General features: G+C 39.8%; 17 protein-coding genes and 1 pseudogene. 14 read left to right on the top strand and 4 right to left on the bottom strand.

Annotated features, from left to right (window positions below; genetic code table 11):
• Positions 1 to 639 precede the first annotated feature (639 nt).
• The 10 genes from ACFQWC_RS00450 (at position 640) to ACFQWC_RS00495 (ending at position 7,843) form a co-directional block, all read left to right on the top strand.
• Positions 640 to 1,332, top strand: coding sequence for a response regulator transcription factor (locus ACFQWC_RS00450; protein ID WP_377105584.1), 693 nt, complete (start codon positions 640 to 642; stop codon positions 1,330 to 1,332).
• A gap of 107 nt (positions 1,333 to 1,439) precedes the next feature.
• The gene (locus ACFQWC_RS00455; protein ID WP_377105586.1) at positions 1,440 to 2,363 is read left to right on the top strand and encodes an ABC transporter ATP-binding protein; all 924 of its coding nucleotides are present in this window, start codon (positions 1,440 to 1,442) and stop codon (positions 2,361 to 2,363) included.
• Positions 2,356 to 3,105, top strand: a complete 750-nt coding sequence (locus ACFQWC_RS00460; RefSeq protein WP_377105588.1) for an ABC transporter permease — start codon at positions 2,356 to 2,358, stop codon at positions 3,103 to 3,105. The genes ACFQWC_RS00455 and ACFQWC_RS00460 overlap by 8 nt, the downstream gene beginning before the upstream one ends.
• 27 nt (positions 3,106 to 3,132) lie before the next feature.
• Positions 3,133 to 4,041: a sensor histidine kinase gene (locus tag ACFQWC_RS00465; RefSeq protein ID WP_377105590.1), complete on the top strand. Its 909-nt coding sequence runs from the start codon at positions 3,133 to 3,135 to the stop codon at positions 4,039 to 4,041.
• Between the two features lie 191 nt (positions 4,042 to 4,232).
• Positions 4,233 to 4,586 carry a PadR family transcriptional regulator gene (locus tag ACFQWC_RS00470; RefSeq protein WP_377105592.1) on the top strand — a complete coding sequence of 118 codons (354 nt, stop codon included), beginning with the start codon at positions 4,233 to 4,235 and terminating at the stop codon, positions 4,584 to 4,586.
• Positions 4,573 to 4,917 carry a DUF1048 domain-containing protein gene (locus tag ACFQWC_RS00475; protein WP_148969986.1) on the top strand — a complete coding sequence of 115 codons (345 nt, stop codon included), beginning with the start codon at positions 4,573 to 4,575 and terminating at the stop codon, positions 4,915 to 4,917. Before ACFQWC_RS00470 ends, ACFQWC_RS00475 begins: the two co-directional genes overlap by 14 nt.
• Before the next feature lie 156 nt (positions 4,918 to 5,073).
• Positions 5,074 to 5,847: an ABC transporter ATP-binding protein gene (locus ACFQWC_RS00480; protein WP_377105594.1), complete on the top strand. Its 774-nt coding sequence runs from the start codon at positions 5,074 to 5,076 to the stop codon at positions 5,845 to 5,847.
• Positions 5,837 to 6,586: an ABC transporter permease gene (locus ACFQWC_RS00485; protein ID WP_341356728.1), complete on the top strand. Its 750-nt coding sequence runs from the start codon at positions 5,837 to 5,839 to the stop codon at positions 6,584 to 6,586. The genes ACFQWC_RS00480 and ACFQWC_RS00485 overlap by 11 nt, the downstream gene beginning before the upstream one ends.
• Positions 6,587 to 6,860: 274 nt before the next feature.
• Positions 6,861 to 7,121: a Gfo/Idh/MocA family protein gene (locus ACFQWC_RS00490; protein WP_341356727.1), complete on the top strand. Its 261-nt coding sequence runs from the start codon at positions 6,861 to 6,863 to the stop codon at positions 7,119 to 7,121.
• Positions 7,122 to 7,162: 41 nt separating this feature from the next.
• The gene (locus ACFQWC_RS00495; RefSeq protein ID WP_341356726.1) at positions 7,163 to 7,843 is read left to right on the top strand and encodes a Gfo/Idh/MocA family protein; all 681 of its coding nucleotides are present in this window, start codon (positions 7,163 to 7,165) and stop codon (positions 7,841 to 7,843) included.
• 472 nt (positions 7,844 to 8,315) lie between these two features.
• Here ACFQWC_RS00495 and ACFQWC_RS00500 read toward each other — a convergent pair whose 3' ends face one another.
• Complete coding sequence (locus ACFQWC_RS00500; RefSeq protein WP_341356725.1) at positions 8,316 to 9,497, bottom strand: MFS transporter; 1,182 nt, start codon at positions 9,495 to 9,497, stop codon at positions 8,316 to 8,318.
• 81 nt (positions 9,498 to 9,578) lie between these two features.
• On the opposite strand from ACFQWC_RS00500, the gene yeiL reads away from it, so the two are divergent.
• The gene (gene yeiL / locus ACFQWC_RS00505) at positions 9,579 to 10,250 is read left to right on the top strand and encodes a transcriptional regulator YeiL (RefSeq protein WP_148969982.1); all 672 of its coding nucleotides are present in this window, start codon (positions 9,579 to 9,581) and stop codon (positions 10,248 to 10,250) included.
• A 452-nt stretch (positions 10,251 to 10,702) separates the two neighbouring features.
• On the opposite strand, the gene ACFQWC_RS00510 is transcribed toward yeiL, so the two are convergent.
• Positions 10,703 to 11,080: a VOC family protein gene (locus ACFQWC_RS00510; RefSeq protein WP_341356724.1), complete on the bottom strand. Its 378-nt coding sequence runs from the start codon at positions 11,078 to 11,080 to the stop codon at positions 10,703 to 10,705.
• A gap of 53 nt (positions 11,081 to 11,133) precedes the next feature.
• Positions 11,134 to 11,997, bottom strand: a complete 864-nt coding sequence (locus ACFQWC_RS00515; protein ID WP_341356723.1) for a helix-turn-helix domain-containing protein — start codon at positions 11,995 to 11,997, stop codon at positions 11,134 to 11,136.
• Between the two features lie 234 nt (positions 11,998 to 12,231).
• Here ACFQWC_RS00515 and ACFQWC_RS00520 point away from each other — a divergent pair, with 234 nt between their 5' ends.
• Positions 12,232 to 12,900: a DNA alkylation repair protein gene (locus tag ACFQWC_RS00520; protein WP_341356722.1), complete on the top strand. Its 669-nt coding sequence runs from the start codon at positions 12,232 to 12,234 to the stop codon at positions 12,898 to 12,900.
• A 118-nt stretch (positions 12,901 to 13,018) separates the two neighbouring features.
• Here the strand turns inward: ACFQWC_RS00520 and ACFQWC_RS00525 are convergent.
• A pseudogene (locus tag ACFQWC_RS00525) lies at positions 13,019 to 13,254 on the bottom strand (IS110 family transposase); the annotation flags it as partial.
• 634 nt (positions 13,255 to 13,888) lie between these two features.
• Between ACFQWC_RS00525 and ACFQWC_RS00530 the strand changes: the two are divergent.
• Complete coding sequence (locus ACFQWC_RS00530; protein WP_341356721.1) at positions 13,889 to 17,968, top strand: S8 family serine peptidase; 4,080 nt, start codon at positions 13,889 to 13,891, stop codon at positions 17,966 to 17,968.
• Positions 17,969 to 18,311: 343 nt separating this feature from the next.
• Complete coding sequence (locus ACFQWC_RS00535; RefSeq protein ID WP_377105599.1) at positions 18,312 to 18,872, top strand: GNAT family N-acetyltransferase; 561 nt, start codon at positions 18,312 to 18,314, stop codon at positions 18,870 to 18,872.
• The last annotated feature ends 551 nt before the right edge of the window (positions 18,873 to 19,423 follow it).

The following is a 19,423-nucleotide window of genomic DNA, read 5'->3' on the forward strand; positions in this document are numbered from 1 at the left end:
TGAAATCATAAGGCTCTTTTCGCAAAGATTGTTGTTTTCTAATATAGAATCTGCGAGGGCTCTGTCAACCAGTTTATGCTGAATGGTGAGGGAACTTCTCCGCTTTCCGCTGACGTTCGGCCGAGCTTCCTCAGCTTAGCCGAACGGGGTCTCAGCACGCCCAAAATCCGCCCGAGTCTGCGCAGTTCCCCTCACCATCTTTAAAAGAATTTTCTTGACAGAGCTTCAAGGTGTGCAAAAAAAAATTCTTCTTTCTTAAAAGGTAAATCAATCTCTACATACCTTAAATGAGATTGTTTGCTAAAATTCTTGTTTTAATTGTTCCCCATTAAGGATTCATCCTCAGAAAGTTGATTGGAGCGGAAGGATGCTCGACTCCTGCGGGAATAGCTGGACAGGTGAGACCCCGGAGGCGCAGCCGAGGAGGCTCACCGCCAGCCCCGCGGAAAGCGAGCATCCTGGAGCGGAAATCAACTATTACTTTCTCCCTCTACAATAAGCAACAAACTTTACGAAAAGAGCCAATCATAAAGATGTTAGGCTCGATTTTTTTTAGGTGGGTACACAATGATTATTCCACACTTGACATTGACTTGAATTCAATCAATGATGATGGTAATAAATGTGAGGGTGATTCAGTTGAAGGATTCAGTTGATATTCTAATAATTGAAGATGATGAGGATATTAATCGCTTACTATGTAATATTGTCAGGAAAAGTGGCTATTCCCCCAAGCCCGCATATTCAGGTACTGAAGCAGTGATCTACCTGGACAGTCAAAAATGGGATATGGTATTAATTGATCTCATGCTCCCGGGTTTATCTGGTGAAGATCTATTAAAAAAGGTCACAAATGAAAGTAATGTTCCGATCATTATCATTTCGGCAAAGCTTGAAACACAAACGAAGATCAATTCGTTAAGAGCTGGTGCAGACGACTATATTACTAAACCTTTCGATGTTGATGAGGTATCGGCCAGAATTGATTCCTGTCTTAGAAGGTATCGGGATCTATCAGATGCTCCACTGACAAATCGAATGATTTATAAAGATATCGTATTGGATACGGACTCAAAAATAGTGACAGTGAATGATAATGAACTCAAATTAACGGCACGGGAATATGAGATATTGCTTCTCATGATGTCCTCTCCTAAAAAGGTTTTTTCAAAGTCTAATTTGTTTGAGAGTGTGTGGAATGAGAAATTCCATGGGGACGACAATACCATTAATGTTCATGTAAGTAATATCAGAAGTAAGCTTGCGAAAGCGAATCAGAATGAAGAGTATATTGAAACCATTTGGGGAATGGGCTATAAACTTAAAACTTAAGGTTTTCTTAAGATATGACTTAAGACTTTCTTACGTTTTCCTTCTTATACTTTAAGAGTGTTCAAAGAGGAGGCCTTTGAACAAGTGAATAAAGGAGGGAAATATTGATGAATGGATATGTATTAAAAACCAGTCAATTATCAAAAACATATCAAAATAAAATGGCGCTTCATAAAGTGAGTGTCATGATCAAAAAAGGGTCTATTTATGGCTTTATCGGTCAGAACGGTGCCGGGAAATCAACGTTGATTCGCCTAATAACCGGTCTCGCGTATCCAACGACAGGTTCATTTGAATTGTTTGGAGAAAGCCAGGAACGAAATATTATTGAAGCAAGAAAAAGAATTGGAACCATCATCGAAGGGCCTGCGCTGTATCCGCAAATGACCGCCGCTGAAAACTTGGAAACTCACCGTCTGTTGAAAGGGATACCGGGAAAAGACTGTATCGAAAAAACCTTGAATTTAGTCGGTTTGCAGAATACAGGAAAAAAGAAAGCAAAGGATTTTTCATTAGGAATGAAGCAGCGTTTAGGCCTTGGTATCGCATTATTAGGGGATCCTGAGTTTCTGATTCTGGATGAACCGATCAATGGACTGGACCCTATGGGAGTTGTCGAAGTACGGGAATTACTTAAAAAGCTTAATCGAGAATATGGAATTACTATACTAATCTCCAGTCATATATTAAGTGAGCTGCATTTACTGGCCACTCACTATGGGATTATTCATGAGGGAGAATTGTTAGAACAACTTTCCGCGAAAGAACTGAATGAAAAATGTCAGCAGTACCTGCATATTAAAGTGGATGATCCAAACAAGGCTGCAACGGTAATAGAAAATCATTTTTCAACACAAGAGTTTGAAGTGATGCCTGATGGAACCATAAGGTTGTTTGCCTATGTTGACGTACCGGGTGAAGTTTCCAAAATCTTAACCAGTGAAGGGTTGGTCATAGAAGAATTTATGCCGATGGGAGAAGATTTGGAAACGTACTTTAGTCATCGCATCGGAGGTGTACAGCATGGGTAATCTACTCAAAACGGAGTGGTATAAATTAAGGAAGGACCGATCATTTCGATTCCTGACCTGGATGTTAGTTGCGGCTGCAGTGTTGTTTCCACTAATAGAATTCGATAATGGGGTTTCAGGATTACCAACTGTAAAGGATTATTATCGGGAGAGCATTCTCGGTCCTCATGCGAATATAGTGAAGCTTATTCCAAGTATTTTGGCAGGCTTCTTTATCACAAGCGAATATTCCATGGGTACGATGAAAAGTATCGTATCTTCAGGCAATAGCAGGTTCCGAATCTACTCTGCAAAGCTGATCGTATTTTCAATTGGAGCCATTATCATATCATTAATATTACCGATTATGATGACAGGATCCAGCGCCATCTATTTTGGATTTGCAGAGATGCCTGAGTGGACATATTACCTGCATACACTGGGACTGATTATATTGTACGGGGCAGCCTTCGCTTCCATCATGGCGATCTTTTCTATCCTGTTCACAGACAGTGGGAAAACGATAGGGTTTCTTCTTCTGTTTTTTGTATTTGCTGATTGGCCACTGCAGATGTTAGCGGCAAAAGTGCCTTTGTTTGAAACCATTTTAAATCATTCCATCTTTAAGTTGATTTATGACATCATCATTGTGGATACGTTGAAGAGCGGGGATATTTTAAATATGATAGTGGTTCCCATTCTGACGTTTCTGTTATTTGGTGCCTTAGGAAGCATGATTTTTCAAAGAAAAGAAATTAAGTAAACGAAAAACGAAAGTGGGTGAGGTCAAATGATACTCTATTTATTGATGGCAGTTTTGGCAGCCCTCGCATATGTCCTCATCCGTTTTTATCTGCTGAAAAAGGAAATGAAAAGGGCAACCTTGCAACTCCGGCAATTACACCAACAGGACTCAGCGAAAAAATTGACGATTAGCTTTTATGACCGCGATTTCGAGGAGTTAGCACAGGAAATAAATAACCAGATTGATTTAACGAAACAGGCTGAAGCAGTCAAGCGCTCCACTGAAAATGAACTAAGACAGGCTATATCCCATATTTCTCATGATATTCGAACACCCATGACATCAATCTTAGGATATATTCAATTTCTGGAATCAGATGAAATGAGCCATGAGGAAAAGAAGAAATACATTGAAACAATCAAAAATAGTGCAGGAAGGTTAAAGGTGTTACTTGAAGATTTTTTCGAGCTATCGATTATTGAACAAGCGGATTACCCTTTGAAAATGGAGAAGGTCAGTGTTAACCATTTGATTATTGAGTCACTATTAGGGTTTTATGAGGAGTTTAGTAAAAGGGACATAGAACCGGACATCCATATCCCGGAGCAAGACATTATGATGATGGCCGACCCCTCTCTCATGAAAAGAGTGATCGAAAATCTTGCAGTGAATGCCATTCGATACTCTACAGGAAATGTGACCATTCAGCTTAAAGAAATGGATACAGCCGTTCAGCTGAAAATTTCAAACTCTGTCGGGAAAATGAGTGAGCTTGACGTACATCAGATGTTCGACCGTTTTTATAAGGCTGATCAAACAAGAACCGGGAAAGGTACTGGGCTCGGTTTACCGATCGCGAAAAGCTTAATGGAAAAAATGAACGGAAGCATTCATGCTGAATTAAAAGAGAATCATTTAACGATGATTTGTGAATGGGAAGCGGAATCCGATTAATACAATACTCCACAATCACCATTAGAGCTGAAGTTTAGTCGTTACTAAAAAAATGGGCTATTATTTGATTGACAATTTGAGCTATTCTGCGATACTATATACTAGTAGTCAGTATTACTGAATATCAGTAGCACAAAATACCTGAGAGACAAATTACAGGGAGTATACGAAATACAATTGGGGGTGAACATTTGGAGAATTTTACTGAAATGCTGAAAGGAGTGCTTGAGGGTTGTGTGCTTGAAATCATCAGCCGCGGTGAAACGTATGGTTATGAAATCACGCAACAGCTGAGGGAACTTGGCTTCACGGATGTGGTTGAAGGCACAGTTTATACGATTACCATGCGCCTTGAGAAAAACAATCTGGTGGACATTGAAAAAAAGCGCTCTACTGTGGGGCCACCGAGAAAATTTTACACACTCAACGCAGCAGGTCATGAGAAGCTCGAAACTTTTTGGGGAAAATGGGATTTCGTCTCAAGCAAAATGAACGAACTCAAAACAAAAGAAATTAAAAGGAGAGGAAAAGATGAAGTTTATTGAAATGATTATCGGAAATCTGGCTGACAAGCGGGAATGGAAGGCGATGGAAGCACGTGCGAAGACACTTCCTAGTGAGTACCTCAACGCATACAAAGCGATCCAAAAATATATGTGGACCGCTGGTGGCCTCACCGATTGGAAGGACACCAGCCGTATCTTTAATGGCATTCTCGATCTGTTCGAGGAAGGTGCAGCGGAAGGCAAGAAAGTAACTGACCTCACGGGTGAGGACGTAGCTGCTTTCTGTGATGAACTGGTGAAGGACTCGGAGACCTGGAGTGACAAGCATCGAGCTAAGTTGAACGATACGATTGGCCGTGAAAAAAAGTGAATGAAAAAGAGAATACCGACTGAATAGCGGGTTGAATGTGGTAGTCCCTTCACTATTCAGTTATTTTTTTAATCCAGTAGTAAGTATTACAGAATATCAGTCTGACTGAGTACTGAGGGAAAGATAAACTAGCGCATTTTATAAGGAGGAAAAAAGATGAATGATGCAGCGATTTGTATAAAAGGGTTGAAAAAATCCTTTAAAGACAAGGAAGTCTTAAAGGGAGTGGACTTAGAGGTGGTCCGTGGTGAAATTTTCGCACTGCTGGGCTCTAATGGAGCGGGAAAGACAACGATCGTCAATATCCTCTCGACGCTGATGAAGCCGGATAGCGGTGAAGTGAGTATTTGCAGCTTTGATGTTCAGCGTCAACCGGATCATGTTCGCCAGAGCATCAGTCTGACTGGTCAGTTTGCAGCTTTAGACGGCATGCAAACCGGGCAGGAAAATCTGATGATGATTGCCAAGTTGCGTGGGGTTTCCAATCCCTCTCAAGTCGCCGATGATCTGCTTGCAAGATTCAGTCTCACCGATGCAGCCAACCGACGTGCAGATCATTATTCAGGGGGGATGAAGCGCCGGCTTGATATTGCCATGAGCCTGATAGGGAAGCCGGCCGTGATATTTCTAGATGAACCGACCACGGGGCTTGACCCCGAAGCGCGGATTGAAGTCTGGGAGACCGTCAAGGAGCTTGCCGGCGGTGGCACGACCATATTGCTGACGACCCAGTACCTGGAGGAAGCGGAACAACTGGCGGACCGCATTGCCATCCTGCATGGCGGTAAAATCATCACGACGGGTACCCTTACGGAACTCAAGGAGATGTTTCCGCCAGCGAAAGTGGAATACATCGAGAAGCAGCCGACATTGGAAGAAATTTTCCTCGCAATCATTGGCAAAAAAGGAGGAGATGTAAATGAAAAGTAAAACAGGGGTATTACTGGGACGTTTAATGCGCAATATCTTACGCAGCCCGGATACGATTATCACGGTGGCGATCACGCCGATTATGATGATGCTGCTGTTTGTCTACGTATTTGGAGGAGCTATAGAGACTGGCACGGACAACTACGTCGATTATCTATTGCCGGGAATCCTGCTGATCACGATCGCATCCGGCGTTGCTTACACTTCTTTGCGGCTCTTTAATGATGTGAAAAGCGGGTTGATGGCGCGCTTCATTACCATGCCCATCAAGCGCTCGTCTGTATTGTGGGCCCACGTATTGACATCGCTTGTTTCCAATGCGCTTACTGTTGTGGTGGTCATCCTCGTCGCACTCTTGATGGGTTTCCGTCCCAGTGCTGATATCCTGGATTGGCTCGCGGTAGTTGGGATACTCGTGCTGTTTACGCTAGCGCTGACATGGCTGGCGGTTATACCTGGATTGACAGCACGGTCCATGGAAGGAGCCACAGCATACTCGTACCCGCTGATTTTTCTTCCGTTCATCAGTTCAGCCTTTGTCCCCACTGAAACCATGCCTAAAATAGTTCGGGCGTTCGCAGAGAACCAGCCCGTGACTTCAATCGTGAATTCCATTCGTGCCCTCTTATTTGAAGGGACTGTGGGCAACGATATCTGGATCTCGCTTGCCTGGTGCGTGGGTATTATGGTCATCGCTTATTTCATCGCTAGTAAAGTATTTAAACGTCAGTTAGGTTGAATGCAACAATATGTTGATTACCTGTGTTGTGAAGGTATTTGAAATAACTCTAGATGGATTTTAGGAAATCATCAACTATTTGTACTGGTTTTGTAAAGGAATGTAGTTAAAGTTGAGGGGCGTTGATCTAGTATGGATGAACGCTTTTTTTATTGGAGTTATTGGATTAACGGGCCAGATTGTTGAAGATGTAGTTTAGCATTGGATGTGGGGAACCGTATCATAAATAGACAAGCCAAGCAGAAAAATAAGATTCATGAGGAGGAATCCACCCATGAAATACAATAAAATCCGCTGGGGAATCATCGGCTGCGGGGAAGTGACGGAAAAGAAGAGCGGCCCTGCTTTTCATAAGATTGAAAACTCGGAACTTGTGGCGGTCATGCGGAGAACGGGTGAGCTGGTAAGGGATTATGCGGAAAGACATCAGGTCCCGAAGTGGTACGATGATGCGGATGCATTGATTGATGATCCTGAGGTGGATGCGGTTTATATTATCGCAACTCCGCCGGGCTCACATAAGAAATATAGCTGAAGGCAGCCGCTGCGGGGAAACCTGTCTATGTGGAGAAGCCGATGGCCCGTAACAAAGAGGAATGCAGCGAGATGGTGGCTGCCTGCAAAGAAGCTGGGGTTCATTTATTTGTGGCTTACTACCGCCGGGCGCAGGAGCGCTTTTTGAAAATTAAAGAATTGCTGGATCAAAAGGCAACTGGTGACGTTCGTTTGGTCTCCTCGACTCAATATCAAAAAGAGGGGGACGACGTGAAGGATTTGGACCATCTTCCATGGCGGGTTCAGCCTGAAATAGCCGGTGGCGGCTTGTTCATTGATTTGGCGAGCCATACCCTCGATATTCTCGACTTCCTGCTCGGACCGATTCAAGGAGCAAAAGGCTTTTCTTCGAATCAAGCCGGCTATTATGATGCGGAAGATATTGTGACGGGTACATATCAGTTTCAATCCAGCGTTCATGGGGTTGGAAAGTGGTGTTTCACGGCTTTTGAAGATGTGGATATGAATGAGATTGTCGGAAGTGAAGGAAAAATCAGCTTTTCTATATTTGGGGATGACCCCGTTATCTTGACGACCCGTGAAGGACAGCAGCAATGGAGCTTCGAACGGCCCGAGCATGTCCACCAGCCGCTAGTAACGACGATCGTTAAAGAGTTAACTGATGGCGGCGGGTGGTGTCCAAGTACCGGAGAATCGGGTGCGAGAACCAACCGCGTGATGGATGAGATCGTCGGGAAGTAATGAGGTGAGGTTGCTGCATCAGCGCAGCGAGCCCCTCTAGCAAATATGAAGATGGGACATAAGTAATTTAACCTAAGGAAAACCCGAATCAATTTGTTAACTATCTAGCAAATTGATTTGGGTTTTTATTGTCAGTTAGATATTAGCTCTTTCCAGCGGTTGATTGGAGTGCAAGACGAAGACTCCTGCGGGAAGAGTGGTTTATGTAAGACGTGTCTAGCTATGGGGCTTAGAGGCACATGTCATAAGTCAACTCGTCCAAGAAGGCAAAAAACGCCTTCGTGGCCGATTCGCCTTATGCCACCCGCCTCTGAGCAAAGCCCCTCCGCTTTTCATACCCGCAGGAACGAAGTGACGAGGAGCCTTACGGGCTACCCGCGGAAAGCGAATTCTTGCACGGAAATCATTAGTGGTGTTAGAAAGTGCTATTAGGAACTAGTCCCAGCATCTTTCTTTTAACATACTAAATAAATTAACGCGATTCAGCAGACACCAAAACATTCTTTTCCACTTCCAATTTCCGATACCCAAGAGCAATGAACATTGCCGGCAGGCTGCAGGCAAGCATTCCGATGAAGGCATATCTTGGCTCAATTTCATATAAGAACCCTCCGAATATCGTAAACATCGCTGTGCTCCAGCTGAGTGCAAAGGCTGAATACATGCCTTGAGCCTTTGGGATATGTGTATGCGGAATGTTTGTTGTTAAGTATTTCATAAAAGCATAGTGCCCCATCGCAAACGACAATGCATGAAGCGTCTGTGCAATGCAAAACACCACAACGTTTGGAAACGTAAACACCAATATCCACCGCAGAGAAGAGCCGGCTGCAGCCAGTGCCAATAAGGTCCCTGGTGAGAATCGATTAAAGCGCTTATCAGCCATCGAAAAAAAGATAATCTCTGCAATGACGGCAATGTTAATAATGACACCGATGAGATAGATCGGTGCATGAATCTCCTGTAAAAAAATGTATCCATAGTTGTAATAAGCAGCGTGGGCTGCTTGAAGAAGCACCACAATCATAAGGACAACCAGGAAATGTTTCGTCCGGAATAAATCAAAGATATTGACCTTTATGGATTGATTTACTTGCGGTTTCTTCGATAAAATTTCCGGGGCATTCGTTAAGCTGAGAGCGACAAAGCAGCTGATTCCCAGCAATAGTGCCCAAAAAATTACGTCATCACCAAACATTCCTGTAAAAACCGTTAACAGTATACCTACCGAGACAAATCCGATGGATCCCCACTGTCGGCTTTTCCCATAGTGCTTCAATTGCTTACTTTGTACAAGAACGCCGGCAACGCTGTCTAAAGCCGGCATTAAGGTCGGGTAAAAGATGTGCAGTATGACGGTTACGATCAGTAAGGCAGGAAACGAGTCAGCCGGGATATAGCAGAGAATTGCGACCAGTGTACCAATTCCGGCTATGTTTAAGAGTGCTTTATTACTGACCCTCTCTAATAAATAGGGAAACGCAAAAAGCGTGGAAAGTCCCCTCGCAACTAATCCAATACTCATAATGAAACTGGCTTCTGAAACCGAAATGCCTTTCGTTTGTATCATCCACCCTGACCAATAAGGCAGAAAGATTCCCCAGGTCAGAAAAAAACTAAAAAAATGTGTGCTCATCCACCGTTGTGTATTCATTTGTATCCTCCTTATCAATCGCATGATATCATGAGAATAAGGAAGATTAATATGAGATATCTCATATTTTCGAGGTGGAAGATGGAAATATATAAAGGTGAGAAAAAGCGGTTATATCTAGAAAAGCACTCAATCGCTCATCGATTTTCTTTTCAAATTGAAGAATATCTTGAAGTAAGGGAATATAAGCGGGATGAATGGATCATACAAGAAGGGAAGAGACCTGATTACTTATTTTATGTGACAGAAGGAAAGGCAAAAATATACGTCACGCATCAAAATGGAAAAGTTTCGCTGATTAACTTTATCAATGCGCATGATTATATTGGTGAGATGGAATTATTAAACGATGTGTACTATACAAAAGGAATTCAGGCATCCACAAAAACAGTTTGTTTTGCTATGCCTTTTTCCAAGAATCGAACCAAACTGCTTGAAGATACAAAATTCCTACGTGAATTAACAAAATTCTTGAGTCTGAAGGCAACGTTGATGGCAGCCAAGTATTCACAAAGCCTTGCTTTTCCGTTGGAAAACAGGCTTGCAGACTTTATTTTACAGACGTCCGATAAAGGAGTTTACCTGGAAAAGCACGTAATTGTTTGTGATTATTTAGGAGTCTCTTACCGCCACCTGCTGCATGTGCTGACACAGTTTTGTGATAAGGGCTATTTGCAAAAAGAAGGCAGGAACTATCGAATTAAAAAGCAGAATGCTCTGTATGAGCTTGCCGAAGCGATAAAGAATAAATAAATGTTGATTTCATGAGTTCATGACATCTGATATGTTTAGATGCAAAAGGTGAAGCCTCATCATATAAAAAGGGGGTTTATTAGAATTTGCCGTATAGAAATTTATTAAACCAGAAAACGTACTTAGTCGGACTGCTTCACACTAAGTACGGTGATCGTAACCAAGATGACCATCATTCCAGGAAGTTGCAGCCATTAACATGCATAGTCAGTCCTAGGGATCCATACTAGTAATAAAGGTAAACGCTATACCCTGAAAATTAGGGCTAAACGAGCTTGGAATTGAACGCAAGCTCGTTTATTTTTGGCCACTTAAATAACCACGGGGAACCGTATCACAAATAGTAGTAAAGCAGAGGGAAGAAGTAATTCTGGATAAAAGAAGTATTAAAAAGTCTAACTTATATTGAAGGAGACTGTTCGTGTAATTTAGACGATCTCCTTTTGGTTTTCTTAAACTTGTACTTCACTCATCAATGCATGAGTATTATCTTCTGTATCTTTAAAAAATACCATCCACATTTCAGTTTGTCCCATTTTCGTTACCACATGTGGTTCATCGATAAAAGTAACTTCTTTACCTACTAAGCGCTCATAAGTATCTTTAATATTATTTACTTGAAAATAAATAACCGAACTTGAATGAGCAAATTCCTCTTTTTCTGGAAGTGTCAACATGAGCCGCAGGCCATCGCATTCAAAAAATGCCATACTATCCGTGTTAAATAATAGGGAAAGTCCTAGTTTATCTTTATAAAAATCCAGTGCCCTATTTATATCTTTTACAGGTATTCCAATTTGCCCAACATTCTTTATCATTGCAGTATCCATAAAACATTTCTCCCTTCAAATTTCTTATTCCTCATAAGAATAAAGAATCTCCCTTATAATTTCTTATCCGATCTCACTTTTTTTCGATATTCTTTAGGAGATAAACCAACATGTTGCTTAAACATTTTACTAAATGATACAGGGTTTTGAAATCCAAGTTCAAAGGTTATATCGGTCATATTATGGTCTAATTCTGCTAGTAATTGTTTTGCCTTTTGTATTCTAAATACTGTAATATGCTGATGGGGCGTTCTGCCGTAAATTTGAGAGTAAGTTCTTAATAAATGGTTAGGTGATAAACAAGCAACTTTAGCAACTTCCTCTAGTTTTATCGGTTGATTAAAATAAGATCTAATATAATCGTGTGCTATACTTACCCTTCTGTATAGTTCTTCACGTGTAGAATTACGAATTGCATGTAATGATTCGATTTCTGTATATGTATTTATGTGTTCATTTATAATAGAAAACATTATCTTATGGAATTGTTCCTCATAACCAACGGAATCAATATCAAGACTGGGTAATATCTGCATGAAATATTCCAGTTGATAAGATAGATTATTATTCTTATGATAGGTTTTTTCAAAAAAACCAATTGAACTTGTATCCTTAAACGGATCGCTGAGAAGACGCTCATTTGTTTCTTTTAAGCAATGAAGGACTTCTTCCGCAAATCCATCTTTAAAGAAAAGACAAAAGGATTCTACAACTTTAGGTTCTTCAATTGAAATTGTGTATGCACCTTCATTGAGGAGTAGGTATCTACTCTCTTCAACAGCAAAGAAGCCTTTGTTAGTCTTATAATGGGCTTTACCATTAAAGAATGTTTTAATGGACAGTTGACCATTCCCTTCCCAGTAAAACTGTTTACTTTTTGCATTCAAAACGAAATTGGTAGAATCATTTTTTGGCATAATACAATCTCCAGATAACTTATTTTTCCATAGTATTATTATACAATGGAATTTTAACTGTGTTCATATATATTACCAACGCATTTAGATGAACCGTATCATATATAACGGCGAAATGAATCATTCCTTTTACATTGTTATGGTACAATTGTATGCAATAACACTTATAACGAAATTCAGTTATTGATATATTCTGCCAAGGACTAACAGTGCTTTAAGAAGGAGTTGTGGCAAATGAATATTAATAAAAGTACAGAAATAAAACGCTCATCAAAAGCAGAAAACATTCTACCTCAGATCACTAGTAAAACTAAGCTGGGCGACTTACGAAAAATCGCGAAGGACATTAAAAAAGATCACGAACTAGCTATGGAACTTTGGTCAACTGGGAAGTTTCAGCCAAGACTATTGGCAATCTTAATTATGGACAAAAAACTTCTTTCACAAGATGTACTAAATAAGCTTGATCAGGATATGCAGACTCACACATATGATGAGCGAAATAACTTAATGGATTGGTTAATGGCTAATCAGCTCACCAAAGACAAGAAGAACATTGCATTGATGGAGTCATGGGAAAATAGTCCATCTGCTCTTCAAAGGCGAGCTTTCTGGTATTTTCAAGCGAGATTGAGATGGACTGGACAAACACCGCCTGATAACACCGCAGACTTACTATCTGCAATTGAAGCGACTATTAAGCAGGAAGAACCGGAAGTTCAATGGGCTATGAATTTCACCGCAGGCTGGATAGGCGTTTATGATGAAAAGTATCGAGCACGTTGTATGAAACTTGGTGAGAAAACGGGTCTTTACAAAGATGAAATGGTATCAAAAGGATGTACTCCCAATTATTTGCCGGAGTTCATTACGATTGAAGTTAACAAACGAATGAATAAGTAGTTACCAGTGAAAATATGTGAAAATAAAGGAATTCAAAGCGTCAATATGGACAGGATCTGAAAGTAAGCTTTCAGATCCTTTTTGCTTGGAGGGAAATTCGCAAAAAATATTATGAGAATATGAAATTCGCTGCTATTTTAGTACCTATTCCTGGATTGATGTTAGAATTTCATATTCCTCAAACTCCGTCGCTTACTTATCAATCTCTTGTTCTAGTGCGCTTAGAAAGTCACGTTGTTGAAGAAGCAATTGAATATACATCTTTAATGTAATCAAGTGGCTGTCAAACAACGTTTTCTTAAATGGATTTCGTTCTGCTGCTTATTTTAACTTCAAAGCTTTTTCATAAAACCAAATTAACTAAATGAATGAAGAACGCCAAGGATCCTTGTTATGGAAGGGATTATGGCGTTTTTTGTTTTTATACGTTACCCAGAAAACCCCCATTAATGACAAAACGGATGACATTCTAGTTATCTAAAAGCTAAGAATGTCAAACACACACCTTTATTCAATTAAAGGGCCAGTTTAGAGGAAGAAGTTATACCAAATGTGTTTCAGTGTCCCCCTGCTTCCTTCGTGCTTCCCATTATTTATTTTTCATTCTTTCTTTCCCATTCCTGACCGAGTGACTAATTAAAAAATTATACAGGAGAATACGAGCAGAGTATATGGTGGGAATTTAGTGGGTTAAATATCCTGGTTTTGTTTATTGGTACGTTTGTGACAATTGAAAACATTGTCAGAATCATAACGAATTTTGATGTTGGAAAATTCGTTTGTTTCCATTTGGGAAAGTCCATTTTATAAAGGGATTTTTCCATGTTAACTGTAAATGGTAGATATGGTCATAGTTTGCTAATTACAAAGTATTTAAGATTATTTTCAAAGGTGGTGAAAATCGTTTTTCAAAAAGGGAGTTCAAAAAATCATTTAAAAGCTTAATCGCATGCTCTAATGAAATTAAATAGACTGATGGGGGAAAATAATGAAACATAGAAAGAAAATCGTAAAAGGGTCTGTATTAGCTGTAAGTGCCATGTTATTAAATCCAATTGACGGTATAGCAACATCTGAGGTACAACCCAATATAAATGGGGAACAAACTCTACAAACAGCAGAGGCAGGAAATCTTGTTCACGGAGAAACCACAGCAAAAATTGACCAGTTTTTAAAAGGATTAACGACCGAGCAAAGAAAAGCACTCCAAGATTTGAATACAACAAGCAAACCCGAAATAAATATCTCACCTGAAACGAATTTAGATAGTTCTAATAAAATATCTGTTATTGTCGAGTTTAAGCAGCATACAGCAAACACTGCAATTATGCTGGAAAAGCTTAAGGGAAGAACCTTAACAAAAGAAGGTGCGAACAAAAAGATAGAAGCATCGCATGAACAATTTAATAAGGACTTATCTCAACTAAAGGTAAAACATAAAGTAAGTGATACTTTTACGGAAGCATTCAATGGTGTTGCATTGACATTACCCGCGGATCAGGTAGAAACCTTACTTCAATCTGAAGAAGTTAAAAGCGTTTACGAAAATAAACAAGTACAGTTAATCGAACCAACTCAAGAAAATACGAATACGTCACCTTATAGTGGGAAGACCCCTCAAGAAATAATGGGTGTAGACAAACTGCATGAAGAAGGTTTAACAGGGAAAGACATAAAAGTTGGTGTGATTGATACTGGAATTGATTATAACCATCCAGATTTGAAAGATGCTTACGCAGGTGGCTATGACCTTGTAGATGATGATGATGATCCAATGGAAACGACTTATGAAGATTGGATCAAAGCCGGGAAGCCAGGGGGGAATGCTTCGGATTATATTACCTTTCATGGCACCCACGTTTCCGGTATCCTTGCAGGACAGGGGAAAGCAGAATCAGACTATGCAACTAAAGGGGTAGCGCCAGATGCGGACCTTTATGTATATAGAGTTCTTGGTCCACATGCTACTGGTTCAACGGGAGATATTTTAGCAGGTATTGAGAAATCAGTGAAAGATGAAATGGATGTTATTAACTTATCGCTTGGGGCAAACTCCAATGATCCATACTCACCTTTAGCGATTGGAATCAATAATGCAGTATTATCAGGTGTTACGTGTGTTCTGGCCGCTGGTAATGAAGGTGGAGGACAGTATACTCTTGGAACTCCCGCCGCTTCAGCACTTGGGATTACAGTTGGTTCGAGTAATCCAGAAGTTGCAGAATTCAATTATACAGGAAAATTTAAAAGCAGCAGTACGGAAGTAGATTCGGAAATACGTTATTCTACACATGGCTATGGTGAGGATCCCAGAACATTAGAAGGAAAAACATTTAATATAGTCGATGTAGGTAAAGGACTGGAGACTGATTTCAATAGTGTCGACGTGAAGGGAAAGATTGCCCTGGTTTCAACCGGGACGAATCGGACATATGAAAAAGTGAGGTTAGCCAAACAATATGGAGCGGCAGCTGTATTTATATATGGTACCTATAACGGATTCATAGGAGATAAAATTGCCGTCTCTACAGATAATACGTATGCTTATATTCTTAGTGGTGAGCAAGGAAAAGCATTTAAAGAATTGTTACAGAACGAAACGGCACAATATACTTTTAAAAACCCTGAAAAAAATATGATATATCCAGAAGATACACTCTCCTATTTCAGCTCTCGTGGACCGGCGCTATTTACGTATGATATTAAGCCAGAGGTGACAGCACCAGGACTGGATATTATGTCAACGGTTCCTCCCAATTTACGCGGTGAGAAATATGAAGGACAGTACGAATACGGATATGCCCGATTATCAGGAACCTCTATGGCGGCTCCACAAGTAGCGGGTGTGGCAGCGTTAATGCTTGAAAAAAACCCCAAAGCAAAACCATCTGATATTAAAACATCTTTGATGAATACGGCAGATGAAATGGCAGAAGAGTACAGTGTCTTTGATGTGGGAGCAGGACGTATCGATGCTTATGAAGCGATTCATTCAGATATGAACTTACAGGTGATGGATGAGACGAAAAACTTCCTATATGGTGAGGAAATTCTGATTGATGAGCTGACAGGGAGTATGAGCTTTAGTTTGCAGCATGAAGATAATTCACTTAGAGATCAACGAACGATCATAATGAATAATTCCGGTGAAGAAACGAAAACGTTTATTGGTAGTGTAAAGTTTACAAAGCATTCTCTTGACGCTTCAGAAAATGGAATACAGCTGACCTTTGATAACAATATTAAAGTAAAGGCCGGGAAGAATAAGAAAACCAATGTTTTCTTGAACGTGCCTAAGACAGCTGAAGACGGTTACTATGAAGGGTACATCCGTTATAAAAATAAGGAAGATTCGTCAGAGGAGTATCGTATACCTTTTAGTATTCGGAAGGTGAAAGATGGGGTTGAATATCTGGAAACTAGCTCCGGAATTACAACCATCAATAATGGAGATTTTAATTACAGCAGTTTAGCATCAGCTAGTCTAAAATTAAATTCTTATATGCGCTCACTTGATATTTTCTTAGTGGATACAAACTCTAAGGATATCGGGTATATTGGCTATTTCGCAGGAACTGAAATGCCTGAAGGGAAAGATATTAAACTAAACTCTTTCTTCAATGGAGATTATTATCCTCTTGGAGTCACATCCGAAGAAGTTGAAGCGATGGAACCCATCCAAGTAAAGCCGGGTACGTATAAGGTGAAGTTTGTCTTTACGAGAGAAAATGGAAAACAAATCATTATTGAAAAACCGATTTCGGTTGATAATTCAAATCCTGAATTGACTACCAATCTAGCGGGAGGAGTAATTGAAGTAAATCCAGATGATTCAAATCCGCTGATTGATATCAATGGGAATGTGATGGATCAAGCAATAAATGATTTAAAAGCTGCTGGTTCCGAAATCACTCAAGCAAATAACACGGTCTTTTATCGTTACAACACAAATTATCCATCCAGACTACCTGTTGATGAGGAAGGGAATTTTAATTTTACAAGAAGTACGTTTCCCAGCCACTTAAAAGTACTGCCTGTTGAATTTTACTCAACAGATCATGTGGGGAATAAATCCTCTTCCTTGCAGTACTATTTTGTTAAAAAAGGTTCACCATATGTGACAACTATCGCAAACCAGAAAGAAGTGACGCAAGGTGAAACGGTCACATTCGATGTAAATGCTGCGAATCAAGGAGAGTTTAAAAAAGCAGAGATGGAATTCAAATACGATCCAAAGGTTCTTTCATTTACAGAAATTGAACTAATAGATACAATGAAGGATCGCTTCAATGCAGAAGTGACGAATGAAAATGGTACGATTAAGGTGACATTACAAGCTAAGAATACAACATGGAATGCCGAAGATGTACTCTCTCTGCTTCAATTAAAAGCAGAAGTGAAAAAGGATAGCTATATTAATGACTATGCAGAAATGTCACTAACAAAAGCGGATTTCACAAACTTATCTGATGTGAAAACAACAAGTGAACGAATTAATCCGTCATTCAAAATAAATGCTGCGAATTCTCACATTGTGGGTACCATGAATGGAGAAGCAGTCTATGAATTATCAGCATCCGGCCCTGTACAGCTATTTGATTATTCCTCAATGGGTGCTACTGTTAAGGTTATGGGTGAGGATGGAAATCAATATCCGGGGAAAGTAATGGATAAGCCTACTTTTGAAGTGGATTCACTGCCGTCCACTAGAGAAACATTAACATTAATTTTTGATTTACCTGGACATTTTATAGTACAAAAGTCCTTCTATATCGGATTAGATGGTCATGTAGGTGAAAAGAAATTTATTGGTAAAAAAGCAGCCATTGCTGGAGATGTGAACAAAGACCATGTAATCGATATTCTTGATGCGATCTACCTGGAAGTACATTGGGGTACGAACGACCGAAAAGGAGATATCAACTTTGACGGTACAATTGATTTGGTCGACATGAACTACATCAAACAAAACTTCCTAAAAGAAAATTCAACAGTCCCTCATGAAAACGAACCGAAATCAACCGAGAATGGGAAAACATTAGAGAGCATCATGGATAGCCTGAATTAAGAGGGAAATTGAAAGAACTAGTTCTAAGGATACTCCTTGGGACTAGTTCTTCAGAATAAGGTTTGGCCCCATTTTTGCATGTGGAAAGTTATGTTCTAAAAAAAGAGGAGGTTTATTAGAAGTGATTCAAAGCCCTGACTCTGCGATCATTGGTAGATAACTGAAGTATGCGGACCTGATCTTCAGTTTAATTCATGTTGCATTAACGGGCATTCTAGCGGAAAAGCTACTGAATTAATATGGCGTAACCTAAAGCAGGGTTACGCCTCTTTTTGTGGAATAGATAGTTAAGTCGCATATGGGGTGCTACTGAAAATGAATAATATTTAGGGAGAGGTTTATTGTGATAGAAGTAGGTGAATTTCCTATACTTGAAACTAATAGGTTGATTTTAAGACAAGTAACACAAGATGATGCAAACAGCCTTCTAAAGTATTTGTCTGATAAAGACGTAATGAAGTTTGTTGGTTTAGAACCATTTAAGTCCATTGATGACGCATTGGATGAGATTTCGTGGTATAAATCAATATTCGAAAAGAGAACCGGAATAAGATGGGGGATTACGTTGAAGGATCAAGGGGAGGTAATTGGTAGTTGTGGATTTCTTAACTTGGTTCCAAAGCATTATCGTTCTGAAATTGGTGTTGAGTTAAGTGGAGAACACTGGGGGAAAGGAATCGCAGGTGAGGCTTTTGAAGCTGTTATTAGATATGGATTTGAACAGATGAATTTACAACGGATAGAAGCGTTAATAGAACCTCCTAATAAACAGTCACAAAAATTAGCTGAAAAACAAGGGTTTATTAGAGAAGGACTTTTGAGAAATTATGAGTTTACCTGCGGAAAATTTGATGATTTATATATGTATTCATTGTTAAAGAAAGACTTCAATATAAAACAATAATTTTAACTTTTGGAGTTATTATACTTAAACTGAGAGAGCTTATCTTGAACAAGATTAGCTTCTTTTTTGTGGAATTTATCATTAAGTTACAGGTGATATTCTGAAAAAATTGGTATTAATTTAAAGGGCGGTTAATGAAATAAGCGCTTAAAGGTGTTAATGAGGTGTTAATGCTCAATAAGGGAGCTATTAATCCAATAAGTAAGAGGCTGGGACAAACTTAAAAACCACGATAAAAAGACGAACAATAGAAGTAGGTTCTTAATAACGCTAATGATTTCCGTGCAAGACTACGCTTTCCGCGGGTAGCCCGTGAGCCTCCTCGGCAAGCCTGCGGGGTCTCACATAAGTTACTTTTCCCGCAGGAGTCTTCGTCTTGCACTCCAATCAACCGCTGGAAACAGCTAAAATCAAATGATTCGAAAAATTAATAATAAACCCGAACAAATCTGCACACTACGAAGCAGATTTGTTTGGGTTTGACTTAGGCTAAAACACTTTTGTCCCAGCCTCTTTTTTATATATACAAACAACTCACAATAAAATTGTTA

It is taken from the genome of Rossellomorea sp. GCM10028870, assembly GCF_042666755.1.
Classification (GTDB): domain Bacteria; phylum Bacillota; class Bacilli; order Bacillales; family Bacillaceae_B; genus Rossellomorea.

What these genes read in the sequence shown, in the direction of transcription:
- ACFQWC_RS00455 (WP_377105586.1), top strand. Translation starts at nt 1,440, where the DNA reads ATGAATGGATATGTATTAAAAACCAGTCAATTATCAAAAACATATCAA.
- ACFQWC_RS00460 (WP_377105588.1), top strand. Translation starts at nt 2,356, where the DNA reads ATGGGTAATCTACTCAAAACGGAGTGGTATAAATTAAGGAAGGACCGA.
- ACFQWC_RS00465 (WP_377105590.1), top strand. Translation starts at nt 3,133, where the DNA reads ATGATACTCTATTTATTGATGGCAGTTTTGGCAGCCCTCGCATATGTC.
- ACFQWC_RS00475 (WP_148969986.1), top strand. Translation starts at nt 4,573, where the DNA reads ATGAAGTTTATTGAAATGATTATCGGAAATCTGGCTGACAAGCGGGAA.
- ACFQWC_RS00480 (WP_377105594.1), top strand. Translation starts at nt 5,074, where the DNA reads ATGAATGATGCAGCGATTTGTATAAAAGGGTTGAAAAAATCCTTTAAA.
- ACFQWC_RS00485 (WP_341356728.1), top strand. Translation starts at nt 5,837, where the DNA reads ATGAAAAGTAAAACAGGGGTATTACTGGGACGTTTAATGCGCAATATC.
- ACFQWC_RS00490 (WP_341356727.1), top strand. Translation starts at nt 6,861, where the DNA reads ATGAAATACAATAAAATCCGCTGGGGAATCATCGGCTGCGGGGAAGTG.
- ACFQWC_RS00495 (WP_341356726.1), top strand. Translation starts at nt 7,163, where the DNA reads ATGGCCCGTAACAAAGAGGAATGCAGCGAGATGGTGGCTGCCTGCAAA.
- ACFQWC_RS00500 (WP_341356725.1), bottom strand. Translation starts at nt 9,497, where the DNA reads ATGAATACACAACGGTGGATGAGCACACATTTTTTTAGTTTTTTTCTG.
- yeiL (WP_148969982.1), top strand. Translation starts at nt 9,579, where the DNA reads ATGGAAATATATAAAGGTGAGAAAAAGCGGTTATATCTAGAAAAGCAC.
- ACFQWC_RS00510 (WP_341356724.1), bottom strand. Translation starts at nt 11,080, where the DNA reads ATGGATACTGCAATGATAAAGAATGTTGGGCAAATTGGAATACCTGTA.
- ACFQWC_RS00515 (WP_341356723.1), bottom strand. Translation starts at nt 11,997, where the DNA reads ATGCCAAAAAATGATTCTACCAATTTCGTTTTGAATGCAAAAAGTAAA.
- ACFQWC_RS00520 (WP_341356722.1), top strand. Translation starts at nt 12,232, where the DNA reads ATGAATATTAATAAAAGTACAGAAATAAAACGCTCATCAAAAGCAGAA.
- ACFQWC_RS00530 (WP_341356721.1), top strand. Translation starts at nt 13,889, where the DNA reads ATGAAACATAGAAAGAAAATCGTAAAAGGGTCTGTATTAGCTGTAAGT.